Annotated in this window: 13 protein-coding genes; all 13 read left to right on the top strand. The window is 65.1% G+C overall.

The window, feature by feature from the left end; all coding sequences use genetic code 11:
* Positions 1–57: 57 nt before the first annotated feature.
* Positions 58–1,329, top strand: coding sequence for a TolC family protein (locus tag BDW41_RS03775; protein ID WP_074546718.1), 1,272 nt, complete (start codon positions 58–60; stop codon positions 1,327–1,329).
* On the top strand, positions 1,326–2,627 hold the full coding sequence (locus BDW41_RS03780; RefSeq protein WP_074546719.1) for an efflux RND transporter periplasmic adaptor subunit: 1,302 nt from the start codon (positions 1,326–1,328) through the stop codon (positions 2,625–2,627). Before BDW41_RS03775 ends, BDW41_RS03780 begins: the two co-directional genes overlap by 4 nt.
* Positions 2,624–5,800, top strand: a complete 3,177-nt coding sequence (locus BDW41_RS03785; RefSeq protein ID WP_074546720.1) for a CusA/CzcA family heavy metal efflux RND transporter — start codon at positions 2,624–2,626, stop codon at positions 5,798–5,800. Before BDW41_RS03780 ends, BDW41_RS03785 begins: the two co-directional genes overlap by 4 nt.
* 276 nt (positions 5,801–6,076) lie before the next feature.
* The gene (locus BDW41_RS03790) at positions 6,077–8,563 is read left to right on the top strand and encodes a heavy metal translocating P-type ATPase (protein WP_074546721.1); all 2,487 of its coding nucleotides are present in this window, start codon (positions 6,077–6,079) and stop codon (positions 8,561–8,563) included.
* 134 nt (positions 8,564–8,697) lie between these two features.
* Positions 8,698–9,084, top strand: a complete 387-nt coding sequence (gene copC / locus BDW41_RS03795) for a copper homeostasis periplasmic binding protein CopC (RefSeq protein ID WP_074546722.1) — start codon at positions 8,698–8,700, stop codon at positions 9,082–9,084.
* Between the two features lie 4 nt (positions 9,085–9,088).
* The gene (copD, locus tag BDW41_RS03800) at positions 9,089–10,018 is read left to right on the top strand and encodes a copper homeostasis membrane protein CopD (protein ID WP_110301525.1); all 930 of its coding nucleotides are present in this window, start codon (positions 9,089–9,091) and stop codon (positions 10,016–10,018) included.
* 96 nt (positions 10,019–10,114) lie between these two features.
* Positions 10,115–11,044, top strand: a complete 930-nt coding sequence (locus tag BDW41_RS03805) for a LysR substrate-binding domain-containing protein (RefSeq protein ID WP_074546723.1) — start codon at positions 10,115–10,117, stop codon at positions 11,042–11,044.
* Positions 11,041–11,316, top strand: a complete 276-nt coding sequence (locus BDW41_RS03810; protein WP_074546724.1) for an EexN family lipoprotein — start codon at positions 11,041–11,043, stop codon at positions 11,314–11,316. Before BDW41_RS03805 ends, BDW41_RS03810 begins: the two co-directional genes overlap by 4 nt.
* 221 nt (positions 11,317–11,537) lie before the next feature.
* Positions 11,538–13,541, top strand: coding sequence for a conjugal transfer protein TraG (locus tag BDW41_RS03815; RefSeq protein ID WP_074546725.1), 2,004 nt, complete (start codon positions 11,538–11,540; stop codon positions 13,539–13,541).
* Positions 13,538–14,002, top strand: a complete 465-nt coding sequence (locus BDW41_RS03820) for a ribbon-helix-helix protein, CopG family (protein WP_074546726.1) — start codon at positions 13,538–13,540, stop codon at positions 14,000–14,002. Before BDW41_RS03815 ends, BDW41_RS03820 begins: the two co-directional genes overlap by 4 nt.
* Positions 13,999–15,024 (top strand): P-type conjugative transfer ATPase TrbB, encoded by a 1,026-nt coding sequence (gene trbB, locus BDW41_RS03825; RefSeq protein WP_074546727.1) that lies wholly within the window; start codon positions 13,999–14,001, stop codon positions 15,022–15,024. The genes BDW41_RS03820 and trbB overlap by 4 nt, the downstream gene beginning before the upstream one ends.
* On the top strand, positions 15,021–15,404 hold the full coding sequence (locus BDW41_RS03830; RefSeq protein WP_074546728.1) for a TrbC/VirB2 family protein: 384 nt from the start codon (positions 15,021–15,023) through the stop codon (positions 15,402–15,404). Before trbB ends, BDW41_RS03830 begins: the two co-directional genes overlap by 4 nt.
* A complete protein-coding gene (locus tag BDW41_RS03835) occupies positions 15,401–15,670 on the top strand; it encodes a VirB3 family type IV secretion system protein (protein WP_074546729.1) in 270 nt (89 codons plus the stop codon). Before BDW41_RS03830 ends, BDW41_RS03835 begins: the two co-directional genes overlap by 4 nt.
* Positions 15,671–15,680: the final 10 nt, after the last annotated feature.

Consider the following 15,680-nt stretch of genomic DNA (forward strand, 5'->3'; position numbering starts at 1 on the left):
GACGGGCGCCATGCCGCACGGCACGGCGCGAATTGCAGATCAACGGAGTGTTCACCCATGTTGTCCATTCATTTCGTCCGTCACCCGAGGGTGACGGCCTTGGCTTTGTTCGTGTGGGGAGCGGCAGCTGCGATCGCGCATGCCGCCGAACCACCGCTGACGCTGGAGGCGGCAGTGCGGCAGGGCTTGGCGCGGGCGCCGCAAATCGAGGCGCGCGCCAGCGACACCGCGGCTGCGCACGAGGAAGCCGTGCGGGCTGGCCGGTTGCCGGATCCCACCCTGAAGTTCGGGCTTTCCAACTTTCCCGTCACCGAACCGGGCGCATTCAGCTTGCGGTCGGACGGAATGACCATGCGCACCATCGGCGTGACGCAGGCGATCCCATCGCGTGCAGCGCGCACGGCCGAGCGGTCGCTGGCCACCGCGCAGGTAGACGCGGCGGAGGCCGAGCGCGTGGCCGTCGAGCAAAACGTGCGCGAACGCATCGCCGATACGTGGATCGACGTGTGGGCGATCGAGCAGCGGCGTGGACTGCTGCTCGACCTGCACGACGAGGCGACGCTGGCTGTGCGGATCACACAAGCGCGCCTGCGCGGCGGCGAAGGCAGCGCCGTCGATGCGCTGGCGGCGCAGGCCGAACTCGCTGCGCTGGACAATCGACTGGAAGCGACCGACGCCGATCTGGCGGCTGCGCAAGCCGGCCTGCAACGATGGCTGGGAGTGCCGCCCGGCGTGCTTGCCGCGACGCAGGACTTCAGCCGGCTGCCGGTAACCGCCGATCGCCTGGTGTCCAGCGTTGACCAACAGGCGCCGCTTCAAGCGTGGGCCGCGCGTGAGCAACTCGCGCAGGCGGCGCTTGACCAGGCTCGCGCAGCGAAACACCCAGACTGGAGCGTGAGTGCCAGCTACGGCAAGCGCGCGCCTGGCATGTCGGACATGGTGATGCTGGAGGTAGGGGTCAGCCTGCCGCTGTTCACGCACGACCGGCAGGACCGCGGCATCAGCGCCCGCCTGGCGCAACGCGACGCCGTGCAAGCCGATCACGAAGACGCGCGCCGCGCCCAGCGCGAAGCGGTGACGCGGGCGATTGCCAGCTGGCAAGGCTGGGATGGGCAGATCGAGCGCTACCAGCAAACCCTGCTGCCGCTCGCGCGCGACCGCGCACGAACCGCGCTGGCCGGCTACCGCGCCGGAAGTTCGCTGCAACCGTGGCTGGATGCACGCCGCGCCGAGATCGAGCTGCGCCTGAACTACGCTGACGCGCTGGCATCACGCGCACGGTTGTGGGCCTCGCTTGCCTACCTGCTTCCTGCGGAGGTGACGCCATGAAGCGTCCGTTGATCATCTTTGCCGCCGTCATCGCGGCTGCCGTATTGCTCGTGGTCGGGTATTTCGGTGGCCGTCGTCAGGCCGCCACCGCGCCCATGACAGCCCATCCGTCGGCGCCTGTGTCGGCGGCTGCCCGCAAGGTGCTGTACTGGTACGACCCGATGGTGCCGGAACAACATTTCGACAAGCCGGGCCTGTCGCCGATGGGCATGGAAATGGTGGCGAAGTATGCCGATGCCGCGACGGACCCGAGCGTGGTGCGCATCGATCCCGCCGTCGTGCAGAATCTGGGCGTGCGCATCGCGCCGGTCGAACGCCGCGTGCTGTCCGCAGTGGTGAAAGTCCCTGGCACGGTGGCATGGAACTCCCGCGAGACGGTCACGGTCAGCGCCCGCGTCGATGCGGTGGTCAGCAAACTGCGGGTACGTGCGCCGTACACGCAAGTGTCAGAAGGCGAATCACTGGCTGAGCTGCTGGCGCCGCAGTGGAGCAGCGCGCTGGCCGAGTACGACGCGCTGCAGGGCGCCCAGTCAGCCGATGCGCAATCTCTGCGCGCCGCCGCGCGCGAGCGGCTACAGGTGCTGGGCCTGGATTCCGCGGACATCCGCGCAGCACGCGGCGGTGCGGGAGCGGCGATCACGCTGCATGCGCCTCGGAGGGGCGTTGTCACCACGCTGGATGTGCGCGAGGGACAGCGGGTGAGCGCCGGGCAAACGCTGATGACGTTGAGCGACTTGGCTACGGTCTGGGTCGAAGCGGCGCTGCCACAGGCGGTCGCAGGCGCCGTGCGCGGCGGTACATCCGTCACCGTCACGGCCGACGCACTGCCCGGTCAGGAGTTTCACGGCCGCGTTGAGGCGCTTTTGCCGGATGTCGATAACGTCACGCGGACTCAGCGAGCGCGCATCGTACTCGCAAACCCGGATGGCCGGCTGAGTCCGGGCATGTTCGTTGTCGTGCAACTGCGTCCGGCCGATGGCGAGGCGCTGCCAGTGGTGCCCGACGACGCACTGATCGCAACCGGCCAGCAGACGCGGGTGATCGTGGTGGAAGCAGACGGCCATTTCCGCCCGCTCGCCGTGCGCACGGGCCGCTCGGCTGATGGCTTCACGGAGATTTTGACCGGCCTCCACGGTGGCGAGAAGGTCGTCGTGTCGGGCCAGTTCCTGATCGATTCGGAGGCCAGTCTGTCCGGCGCGCTGGAACGCTTGGGTGACGAACGAGGATCGCCGGTACCGGCCTCAAGCGAGGTGGATCACGCCACGTCCCGTCCCGCGCATCCGGGAGATCACCCATGATCGCCGCCATCATCCGCGCGGCGATCGCGAACCGCGTTTTCGTACTGCTGGCCGCGCTGGCGCTCGCCGCGGTCGGGGTGTTCTCGGTCGTGCGCACGCCGCTGGACGCTTTGCCGGACTTATCCGATACCCAAGTGATCATCCGCACCAGTTGGGCCGGGCAATCGCCGCAGGTGGTGGAGGATCAGGTCACCTATCCGCTGGCCACCACGATGCTGTCGGTGCCTGGCGCCCGCACAGTGCGTGCGTACTCGTTCTTCGGCGATTCTTACGTCTATGTGCTGTTCGACAACAGCACGGATTTGTACTGGGCCCGCTCGCGTGTGCTGGAGTACCTGAGCCAGGTGCGCGACCGCCTGCCGGCCGGGGTCAACCCGTCGCTGGGACCCGATGCCACCGGCTTGGGTTGGATCTACGAGTACGCCCTGGTCGATCGCACCGGCCAGCACGATCTCGGCGAGTTGCGTGCGCTGCAGGACTGGTTCCTACGCTACCAACTGAAGACCGTTCCGGACGTGGCCGAGGTGGCCAGCCTGGGCGGCATGGAGCGCGCCTGGCAGATCGTGCCGGATCCGCAGGCGCTGGCCGCACGCGGCATCACGATTGCACAACTGGTGGATGCGGTGCGCGCGGCCAATGGTGCCAGCGGCGGCTCGGTGGTCGAGCAAGGCGAGGCGGAGCTGATGGTGCGCAGTGAAGGCTACCTGCGCAGCCGCACGGACTTCGAGAATGTACCCGTCACCACCGGTGCAAACGGCGTACCGGTGCTGTTGCGCGAGGTCGCCACGGTACAGCGTGGGCCGAGCTTCCGGCGCGGCGTCGCCGAACTGGACGGCCAGGGTGAAGTGGCCGGCGGCATCGTCGTGCTGCGCTCGGGCAAGAACGCGAAGGCCGCGATCGAGGCGGTCAAGGCGAGATTCACCGAACTTAAGCGCAGCCTGCCGGCCGGCGTCGAGATCGTGCCGACTTACGACCGCTCACAGTTGATCGACGCAGCGGTGGAGAACCTTTGGGACAAGCTGCTGGAAGAGTTCCTGGTGGTCGCGTTGGTCTGCCTGCTGTTCCTCGGCCACCTGCGCTCGGCGCTGGTGGCGGTGGTCAGCCTGCCGCTGGGCGTGCTCGCCGCCTTCATCGCGCTGCACCTGCAGGGCGTGACCGCGAACCTGATGTCGCTCGGCGGCATCGCCATCGCGATCGGTGCGATGGTCGACGCCGCAGTGGTGATGATCGAGAACGCGCACAAACATCTGGAGCACTGGCGCGACGCGCACGGCGGCGACGAACCGCGGGGCCAGGTGCGCTGGTCGCTGCTCGCCGAGGCTGCGGCAGAAGTGGGTCCTGCGCTGTTCGTCAGCCTGCTGATCATCGCACTGTCCTTCATCCCGGTGTTTGCGCTGACCGGGCAGGAGGGCAAGTTGTTCAAACCGTTGGCGTTCACCAAGACCTACGCGATGGCGGCAGCGGCCGGGCTGGCGGTGACACTGGTGCCGGTGCTGATGGGCTACCTGATCCGCGGGCGCATCCGGCCCGAGCACGCCAACCCGCTCAACCGCGGCCTGATCGCTTTGTACCGGCCGATCCTGGAAGCGGTGCTGCGTTATCCGAAGACGACTCTTACGCTGGCCGGACTGTTGCTGCTTACCGCACTGCTGCCTATTAGCCGGCTCGGCAGCGAGTTCATGCCTGCGATGGACGAGGGCACGTTGCTGTACATGCCTACCGCGCTGCCGGGCCTGTCCTCGGGCAAGGCCGCGCAACTGTTGCAGCTCACCGATCGCATGATCAAGACCGTGCCTGAGGTCGAGCATGTGTTCGGCAAGGCTGGCCGTGCCGACACGGCCACCGATCCAGCGCCGATAGAGATGTTCGAAACCACGATCACGTTCAAGCCGAAAGCGCAGTGGCGTCCCGGCATGACGATGGACAAGCTCAAGATGGAGCTGAATCAAGCGGTGCACGTGCCGGGTCTGACCAACCTGTTCGTGCCGCCGTTGCGCAACCGAATTGACATGCTGGCCACCGGAATCAAGAGCCCGATCGGGATCAAGGTGCTAGGCAGCGACGTGGCTAGCCTGCAAGCGGTGGCCGACCGGATCGAGGCGGTCGCGCGTAACGTACCCGGTGTGGGCTCGGCGATTGCCGAACGCGCCGCCAGCGGACGCTACATCGACGTGCGAGTCCGCCGCGCCGAAGCGGCTCGCTACGGACTGAGCCAGCAGCAGGTGCAGCAGCTGGTGGCGACGGTGGTTGGCGGCGACCCGATCGACCAGGTGGTCGCGGGGCGCGAGCGCTATCCGATCGTACTGCGCTATCCACGCGCGGCGCGCGACTCGCTGGCCGCGCTGGCGCAGTTGCCGATCGTCGCAGCAAACGGCGCGCAGCTGACGCTGGGCCAAGTAGCCGATATTGAGGTCGTCGGCGGGCCGCCGATGCTGAAGAGCGAGAACGGTCAACTGGCAACCTATGTCTACGTCGATACCGCCGGCCGAGACCTCGGTGCGGTGGTGGCCGATCTACAGCGGACCGTGGCCCGCGAGGTGCGCCTGCCGCCAGGCGTCACGCTGTCGTGGTCGGGTCAGTTTGAGTATCTGGCGCAGGCAATGCAGCGACTGACCTTGGTGGTGCCGGTCGTATTGTTGATCGTGTTGGTATTGATCTACGTCGTGTTTCGTCGAGCCAGCGAGGCAATGCTGATCATGGCCAGCGTGCCACTGGCGCTGGTGGGCGGACTGTGGCTGATCTGGCTGCTCGGCCATGCGGTGTCGGTGGCGACGATGATCGGCTTCATCGCGCTGGCCGGGGTCGCCGCCGAATTCGGCGTCGTGATGATGCTGTACCTGCGCCACGCGTGGGATCGCCGGATGGCCACCGATCCGCACGCGGGCTTGGCCGAACTGGACGAGGCGATCCGCGAAGGTGCGGTGCAGCGGGTCCGGCCGAAGGCCATGACCGTCGCCGTCATCCTGGCCGGTCTGCTGCCAATCCTGCTCGGCCACGGGGCCGGTTCGGAAGTGATGCAGCGCATCGCTGCGCCGATGGTCGGCGGCATGCTTACCGCGCCCCTGCTGTCCATGCTCGTGCTGCCCGCAGCGTTCCAGCTTCTGATGCGGCACCGGCTGCACAGGGCCAAGCAGTCGAGCCCGAAGCCCAGTGCCTATCGGGAGCAGTCCTGACGCGATCGCGCCCGTAAAGCCCTGACGTTCGGCGGCGTGACTACGCCTACGTATCAGGATCGCCGGCCGGCGCGCCCAATTGAATGACATAACGATTACAGAAAGGTAACGGGGAGGTCATTCGCCCGACAGCAGCCGCTACCTACAGTTTCCCGATGACGAATTTCATTGGGACCGGCATTTCTGGCATTCGGCTGCCGCCTCTATCTGCCGGCCATCGCTTGGCCGGCGGCTGGGCGTAGGCATTGGTCCATCCAAAAGGTTGGGAGCATCCCTATGAACCACCCTGGCAAGCCATCGAAACACGCTCATTCGCAAGAGGGTGTGCCCCTGAGTGCTGCAGCCCTCGGGACACCTGGGAGCCACAGCCCTGATGGCGGCGTGCCCGTACAAGGCGATGGCCTGCCTCAATCCGATTCCGCATTGCCGACTGATACGACGCGGCGTGACCCGGTTTGTGGCATGACGGTTACTGCACAGTCGGCGCACCGATCCATTCATCGCGGACACACGCACCTCTTTTGCAGCGCGGGCTGCAAGCGCAAGTTCGACGCCGATCCAGCACGGTACGTCAGCGACATTTCTAGCACCGCCGGAAACGACACCCTCACTCACAGCTGCCATCAATCCAGTCCAACCGCTCAACAGCCATCGGTCGTGGCACCTGGGACGGTCTATACCTGCCCGATGCATCCCGAGATCCGCCAGGATCATCCGGGCACCTGCCCCAAATGCGGCATGACCCTAGAGCCGCTACTGCCCGAACTCGACGACGATAACCCGGAGCTACGCGACTTTTCACGGCGCTTTTGGTGGACGCTGCCCCTGACGCTGGTGGTCCTGGCCTTGGCAATGCTGGGCGAGCGCCTGCATCTCATGGACATGACGGTGCAGAGCTGGGTCGAGCTGGTGCTGTCGTTGCCGATCGTTCTGTGGGCCGGATGGCCATTCTTCGCGCGCGGGTGGCTGTCCGTAATCAATCGCAGTCCGAACATGTGGACACTCATCGGCCTCGGCACGGGCGCGGCTTTCATCTACAGCGTGGTCGCAACGGTCGCGCCGGAGGTGTTTCCGAAGTCCTTCATGTCCATGGGTCGCGTGGGCGTTTATTTCGAGGCCGCAGCCGTCATCATTTCGCTCACCCTGCTGGGCCAAGTGTTGGAACTCAAAGCCCGCTCGCAGACCTCCGCCGCAATCAAGTCCTTGCTTGGGCTCGCCCCGAAGACTGCGCGCCGCATCCGCGCTGACGGTGGCGAGGAGGACATACCGCTTAGCCATGTCCACGTCGGCGACCTGCTGCGCATTCGGCCAGGTGAGAAAGTCCCCGTCGATGGAGTGGTCTTCGAGGGCACCAGCTCGGTGGACGAATCCATGCTGACGGGCGAGCCGCTGCCAGTCAGCAAGCGCGAAGGAGACAAGGTCATCGGGGCGACGCTCAACACCCATGGTTCGCTTGTCATGCGGTCGGAGCGGATCGGATCGGAAACCGTGTTGTCGCAGATCGTCCAGATGGTTGCGCAGGCCCAGCGCTCCAAGGCGCCGATGCAGCGCATGGCGGACATCGTTGCCGGATACTTCGTGGCGACTGTCGTTGCTATTGCCATCACAACTTTCTTCGTCTGGGGATTTTTCGGGCCACAACCCTCTTGGGTTTACGGACTGATCAATGCCGTAGCTGTGTTGATCATTGCCTGCCCCTGCGCGCTAGGACTCGCGACACCCATGTCGATCATGGTCGCAACCGGCCGTGCCGCAACACAGGGTGTTCTTTTCCGCGACGCGGCGGCTATTGAGAATCTTCGCAAGGTTGACACGCTGGTTATCGACAAAACCGGCACGTTGACCGAAGGGCGGCCCGTCTTTAACTGCGTGATACCGGCCGCCGGCTTCGCAGCCGAGGAGGTGCTGCGCCTTGCTGCCAGCCTCGATCAAGGCAGTGAGCATCCGCTGGCTGAAGCCATCGTGCAGGCCGCACGTGCCCAAGGCTTGACTCTCGTCAAGCCTCAGACCTTCGAGTCGGGTTCCGGCCTGGGCGTGCGTGGCAACGTGGAACACCAGCAACTGGCGCTAGGCAATACGGTGTTGATGGAGCAAGTGGGCGTGTCGGTCGCACCGCTTGTTCCGCAGGCCGAGACGCTTCGCACCGAGGGCGCCAGTGTCATGTACTTGGCCGTAGACGGCCAGCTCGCCGGCCTGCTTTCGGTGTCCGATCCGGTCAAGGCCAGCACGCCCGAAGCTCTTGCTGCGCTAAAGGCAGCGGGCCTGCGCGTCATCATGGCGACTGGCGATGGCAAGACCACCGCCAAGGCGGTAGGTGCGCGGCTCGACATCGACGACGTGCATGGCGAGGTCAAGCCGGCAGACAAACTCTTGCTGATCGAACGCCTTCAGAAAGAAGGTCGCATCGTCGCCATGGCCGGCGACGGCATCAATGATGCGCCGGCTCTCGCCAAGGCGGACGTCGGTATCGCGATGGGCACTGGGACCGACGTGGCGATGAACAGCGCGCAAGTGACGCTCGTCAAGGGCGATCTGCGCGGGATCGTCGTTGCGCGTGCGCTCTCCGTGAGCACGGTACGCAACATGAAGCAAAACCTCGTGTTCGCGTTCTTCTACAACGCGCTGGGCATCCCTATCGCTGCCGGTGTTTTGTATCCGGTCACGGGCTGGTTGTTGTCGCCTTTGATCGCCGCATTGGCGATGAGCCTGAGTTCGGCTTCGGTCGTCGGCAACGCGCTTCGGCTGCGGCGCGACAGGCCGTGAAAAATCATCCCTTCGCCTAAACAGAGGAGTTCCGCATTGAAGTCGCACATCGCAAATCGAAGCTAAATCGCCGTCAGGTTTTGTATTGGCCCACCACACTCACTCAGCAGTTCAAGTCACGCAAAGGAGCCACCATGTCCATGCCACGTTTCATATCCAAAGTCGCCGTATTCCTCAGTGCAGCACTGCTCGCCACGGCAGCATTTGCCCATCCCAAGCTGCTTTCCTCGACGCCAGCGGACAAGTCCGAAGTTGCCGCGCCGTCGAACATTGAGCTGAAGTTCTCCGAAACTCTCGTTACGAAGCTCTCTGCCGCGAGTCTCGTCATGACAAGCATGCCTGGCATGGCCGATCACGGACCCATGAAGGTCAGTGTGAACGTGTCGGGCGCCAGCGATGGAAAGACCATGGTCATCACGCCGGCGCAACCGTTGCAGCCAGGTGCCTATCGCGTGGAGTGGCGCGCCGTCTCGTCGGACACTCATACGATCACCGGCAACTTCACTTTCCAGGTGAAATGAACCGGTGGTCGATGACTGGCTGAATATCGCATTGCGCTTCGCGCTCTATGCGAACATGGCGACGCCGTTCGGCGTCGCCGCGTTCGGCGTCTACGCCTTGCACGGAAGCGAGCGATCTTCACCGATCGCGCGCCGCTTTCGAGCCGTGATCGGGTGCGCGGCCGCCATCAGCATCGTGTTGTCGCTATTGAGCATGGCCGTTCTGGCCAAGACCATGTCTGGCGCGCAGAGCTATGGTGAATTGTCGAGCGACATCTTCAGCATGATGCTGACGGGTACCCACATGGGTGTCGCTTGGATAGTGCGCATATTTGCCTTGGCGGCTTGCGTCGTGCTTGCTACGACGAAGCGGAACATGACTTCCCGCTTCGTCGGACTAACCACTGCAAGCGGTATAGCTCTCGCCACGCTCGCGTGGTCGGGACACGGGGCGATGGACGACGGTGTGCGCGGCTACATGCATCTCACAGCGGACATCGCTCATTTATGGGCGGCCGGTACTTGGTCCGGGGCGTTGCTCGCTTTCTTGATGCTTTCTGCTATCAAGCCGGACGACACTCGCAGTTCGATCGAAATCCTGAGCAGAACGTCGAACGGATTTGCTCGAATCGGAACTGTGATCGTCGCAACGCTGACGCTTAGCGGTGCCGTCAACTACGTGCTGATCGCGGGTCCTTCGCTTTCCCCCATCGTCACGACGTTCTACGGCCGATTGCTGTTGGGGAAACTCGCGTTGTTAGCGGGAATGCTCGTGCTGGCAGCCGCAAACCGTTATCGGCTGAGTCCGCGCCTGGAAGCGGCATTGGCGACTGGTGGGGAGCACGCCGAGGCTGTCGAGATCTTACGCCGCAGCCTGTTCGCCGAGATCGCCTTGGCGGTGGTGGTCCTGGCGTGCGTCGCGTGGCTCGGGATTCTGGACCCTGCCGCGCCATGAGGTTTTCAACACCTTCATTGCGGAGGCTAAGAGCACGTCAGCAACTGTAGTCGGTTGAAACGTAGCTGGGTAGAAAAGCCCATAGGAGATAAGCTAGTGGAGCTTCGTCATCTGCGTTGTTTCCTGGCAGTAGCAGAGGAGCTTCACTTCGCGCGCGCGGCGGAGCGGCTGCATATCGAGCAATCGCCTTTATCGCGTGCCATAAAGGAGCTGGAAGAGGACTTGGGCACCCAGCTTTTCGCGCGCACTACCCGCAGCACTCGCCTGACTCGCGCAGGCAAACTATTTCTGGAGCACGTCCCGCGTGTCTTCACTGCCTTGGAGCAGGCGCGCGACAGTGTGAAGGCTGCCGTCAACGGCTTTCACAGCCAGTTGCGGGTCGCGTTGTCGGACGGCATCCCGCCGTCGCGCTTTTCGACCTTCTTGGCGTTGTGCCGCCAAGAGGAACCCGAAATCGAGATACGTCTGTCCGAGGTTCCGCTGGCGCAGCAACTCAAAGGTCTTCACGACGACCTGTACGACGTAGGGTTTGCTCGGTCGGACGAGGTCTCCGATGGCTTCATTGCTGAAGCCATTTGGAACGACCCGTTGATGGTGGCCGTGCCAGCGCGGCATCCACTGCTGACATTCAAACGCATTCCACTCGATGAGGTGCTGCGCTATCCCCTGGTGCTTGGCGACCCTCATGCTTGCGAAGGCTATGCGAAGCAGATCGAGCGCGTGCTGCGACGGGTCGATCAAGAGCCGTTGATCGCCGAACGAGTGGCATCCATCGATCTCATGATGGCCCTCGTGGCGGCGGGCTACGCGTTGGGCCTGGCCGGCGGTTCGCAGATCTCAGCCAGCCGCGAACCGGGCGTCGTGGCACGCCCGCTGGCTGGGCGAACGACTATGCTCACCACCTATCTACTTCGTCCGGACAGTGAGCCTTCGGAGACGTTGGCGCGCTTTATCGAGAGAGCCAGAACCATCGGGCCGCCCGTCGTACTGCCGCGCCCCGATGCACTAGAGGAGACCGATCCATGAAGATTCTTGTGCCACTCGCAGTTGCTGCGACATTGGTCGCCTGTGGAAAAACAGAGCAGACCGGAACGGCGCCTACGTCCTCGTCAACCGAAACGGTGGAATCTCTCGCTGCCAACCCCGAGCGGTTGAAGGCGCTGCGCGAGCAGTGCAAAACTGACCGTGCCAAGCTGGGCGACGAACTGTGCAACCGCGTAGCCCAGGCGACGAATCGGCGCTTCTTCGGCGACGGCAAGACCCCCTATAACCCGCCCAAGGAAGCGCCGAAGTTCTGATTGTTGCCGATTCGCACGAAACTTCCATTTCCTAACTCCATACGCCGCAATGCGCCCTCGCTTGCGGCGTTTCTCGTTGGTCCGCCCCTGCGCGAAATCTTGCTTTTTCCTCGATATTTCTTCCGATAACGGTCTTTGACCGGCCCTCGACCTGACTCCGATCCTCGCGTGTGCGGCACGCCCTTGTGCCGCGTGTTGCACAGGAGAAATCGGAGGCCGAGATGCAAGGTCAAGGCGTGCTGTTCGGACAGATTGCCGTGGTATTCGGCATCGTGTTTGCCGGCGTGTGGGCCGCCACACAATGGACAGCAGCCGCCCTTGGCTACCAAGTACGCCTTGGCTCGCCCTGGTTCGACTTCCTTCACACGCCGGTGTACCACCCTTGGCGGCTGTTCGAGTGGTGGTTCCTCTACGACGGCTATGCCCCGCGCATCTTCGACAAGGGCGGCGCCATTGCGGGCGGCAGTGGCCTGGTCGCGGTGCTGGTCGCCATCGCCATGTCGGTATGGCGCTCGCGGCAGTCGAAGCTGGTCACGACCTACGGCTCGGCACGCTGGGCCGAAGCTGCCGACATTCGCAAGGCCGGTCTCGACAAGCCCGTCGGCGTGTTCCTCGGCCTGCATCGCGGCCAATACCTGCGGCACGAAGGCCCGGAACACGTCCTGACCTTCGCGCCGACGCGCTCCGGCAAAGGCGTCGGCCTGGTGGTGCCCACGCTGTTGAGCTGGCCGGCGTCCGCCGTCATCCACGACATCAAGGGCGAGAACTGGCAGATCACGGCCGGCTGGCGTTCGCGCTTCTCGCACTGCCTGCTGTTCAACCCGACCGATCCGAAGTCGGCCGCGTACAACCCGCTGCTGGAGGTCCGGCGTGGCGCGCATGAAGTGCGCGACGTACAGAACATCGCGGACATCCTGGTCGATCCCGAAGGCGCGCTCGAACGCCGCAATCATTGGGAGAAGACTTCGCACGCGCTGCTGGTCGGCGCCATCTTGCACGTGCTGTATGCGGGCGAAGACAAGACGCTGCGCGGTGTCGCCAATTTCCTCTCCGATCCCGCGTGCCCGTTCGAGCTGACGCTGCACCGGATGATGACGACGCGGCATCTCGGCGACGTGCCGCATCCCGTCGTCGCGTCCGCGGCGCGCGAGGTGTTGAACAAGTCAGACAACGAGCGGTCAGGCGTGCTGTCCACGGCCATGTCGTTCCTCGGCCTGTACCGCGACCCCACGGTGGCCGAAGTCACCTCGCGCTGCGACTGGCGCATCGCCGACCTCATCGCATCCGAACACCCCGTCTCGCTGTACCTGGTCGTGCCGCCTTCGGACATCAGCCGCACGAAGCCGCTGGTGCGCCTGATCCTCAACCAGATCGGCCGACGCCTCACCGAATCGCTCGACGGCAGCGACGGCATCACGCGCCGTCACAAGCTGCTGCTGATGCTCGACGAGTTCCCAGCGCTGGGCCGGCTTGACTTCTTCGAGACGGCGCTGGCGTTCATGGCCGGCTACGGCATCCGCAGCTTCCTCATCGCGCAGTCGCTCAACCAGATCGACAAAGCCTACGGCCAGAACCATTCCATCCTCGACAACTGCCATGTGCGCGTGACGTTCGCCACCAACGACGAACGTACCGCCAAGCGCATCTCCGAAACGCTCGGCACCGCAACCGAACTGCGCGCGCAGCGCAACTACGCCGGCCACCGGCTCGCGCCGTGGCTCGGACACCTGATGGTGTCTCGCCAGGAAACGGCACGCCCCCTCTTGACGCCCGGTGAAGTGATGCAGCTACCACCGGACGACGCCGTGGTGATGGTTTCCAGCGTCGCGCCGATCAGGGCCAAGAAGCTGCGCTACTACGCCGACGCGAATTTCAGGCGCCGCGTGTTGCGTCCGCCCACGCTCGCTGCCGGGAGCTATGCCGACGCACCGCCCATACGGCCCGACGACTGGAGCGCACTGGCGGTCCCCGCTGTTCCTGCTGCGCCCGCCGCTGCGAGCCTGCTGGACGACGACATCGGCACTTCCGATGACGGCGGCCCGCGCCGGCAGCCGGAGCTGTCCGAAGCCGCCGCCTACAGCCCCGAAGAACAGCCGGCGGACAACGATCTGGCGCTGCTCGATGACGACGATCTTCCGTTGCCGCTTCCCCGCCAACTCGATCCGGCCATGCAGCGCACAGCCCGGCTGGCGTCCCTCGACCAACACGACGGGATCGAGCTATGAGCCAGTACCGACTCAACCTGTTCATTCCGCACGAGCACGCCAAGCGGCTCGATGAGTTGGCCGCGAAGAAGGGCGTGTCCAAGTCCTCCATCGTCGCGGCGGCACTCGCGTCCTGGCTCTCGCCCGACGCGGGCGACCAGCGCGAGGCCGCCATCGCCAAGCGGCTCGACCGGCTGACCCGCCAGTTCGAGAAGCTGGAGCGCGACCAAAACATCGAGATCGAAACGCTGGCGCTGTTCGTCCGCTACTTCCTGACGGTGAGCACGCCGGTTCCCGAAGCCCACCAGGAGGCCGCCCGCGCGCAGGGCAAAGCTCGCTTCCAGCAGTTCGTCGAACAGCTCGGCCGCCACCTGATGCGCGGACGCAGCTTGGTGCGCGACGTGGTGGAGGAACTGAACCCCGACACCGCACGACTGGATGACGCGGCGGCATTGGCCGAAGCGCAGGAGCGTTCCTCATGAGCGCGCAACCGCAGTCCTTCGCCACCACGTCGCTCGACCGGCGCATCCGCATGTTGCGCACGGCGATGGGACCGCTGATCGCCGCCGCGCTCGAAGACCCGGACGTGGTGGAAATCATGCTCAACCCCGACCGCACACTATGGGTGGATCGCCTATCGTCGGGCCGCGCACCGATGGGCGCGGAGCTGTCCGAGGAAGACGGCGAACGCATCATCCGCCTGGTCGCGGCGCACGTCGGCGCAGAAGTGCATCGCGGCCAGCCACTGTTGACGGCCGAGCTGCCGGAAACCGGCGAGCGCTTCGAGGGCATCCTGCCGCCGGCCGCGCCGGGTCCGGCCTTCGCGCTGCGCAAGCGTGCGGTCGGCGTGATTCCGCTGGATCGCTACATCACCGACGGGATGATGACCGTCGAACAGGCCGCGTTCCTGCGCGTCGCTGTACGCGATCGGCAGAACATCCTCATCGCCGGCGGCACCAGTACCGGCAAGACCACGCTCGCCAATGCCTTGCTCGCGGAGATTGCAGCCACCGGCGACCGCGTGCTGGTACTCGAAGACACGGTGGAGCTGCAATGCGCGGCGCGCGACCACGTACCGCTGCGCACGCGCGCCGGCGTCGTGTCGATGACCGAGCTGGTGCGCGCCACGATGCGCCTGCGCCCCGACCGCGTGATCGTCGGCGAAGTGCGCGGCGGCGAGGCGCTGGATCTCATCAAGGTGTGGGGCACCGGCCATCCCGGCGGCATCGCCACGATCCACGCCGGTTCCGCGCTCGGCGCACTGCTGCGCCTGGAGCAACTGATTCTCGAAGTGGCCGTGAACCCGCCGCGTGCGCTCGTCGCCGAGGCCGTCAACGTCGTCATCCACATCGCTGGCCGCGGCCAGCGGCGTCGCATCGAGAGCATCGCCCGCGTCGTCGGCTTCGACCGCGGCGGCTATCGCCTGGCGGATGCGCTGGAGCCGTCGCCTCCCGAACTGCCGCTGTCTTCCTCGTCCCCTAACCACCCTGGAGAACTGTCATGACGCAGACACATGCCCCTGATTTCCGCTTTTCCGTAAATCCGGTTTCCATCCCCACACGCCTGCGCCGCCTGATCGGGCCGGCGCACCACGGCCTGTTGTCGGCAGCCGTCATGCTGATGACGGCCGGCACAGCGCAGGCTGCCGGTTCCTCGATGCCCTGGGAAGGGCCGCTGCAATCCATCCTCGAATCCATCCAAGGGCCGGTCGCGCGCATCGTCGCGGTCATCATCATCATCGCCACCGGCCTCGCACTGGCCTTCGGCGACACGTCGGGCGGCTTCCGCAAGCTCATCCAGATCGTGTTCGGCCTGTCCATCGCGTTCGCGGCGTCGAGCTTCTTCCTGTCGTTCTTCAGCTTCTCCGGCGGCGCCGTCGTATGAGCGCGGCCAGCGACTTGCCGGGCTTCGAGGTGCCGCTGCATCGCTCGTTGACCGAGCCGATCCTGCTGGGCGGCGCGCCGCGCACCGTGGCGATCGCCAACGGCACGCTCGCCGCTGCCGTGGGCTTGGGCCTGCAGCTCTGGATTCCCGGCGTCGTGCTCTGGATCGTCGGCCATTCGCTGGCCGTGTGGGGAGCGCGCGTCGATCCGCAGTTCATGCAGGTGTTCGCCAAACACCTCAAGCACAAGCCGCTGCTGGACGTGTGACGGGAGAACG

Origin of the sequence: Dyella sp. AtDHG13, from assembly GCF_003201105.1 — a bacterium.
Taxonomy (GTDB): Bacteria; Pseudomonadota; Gammaproteobacteria; order Xanthomonadales; family Rhodanobacteraceae; genus Dyella; species Dyella jiangningensis_B.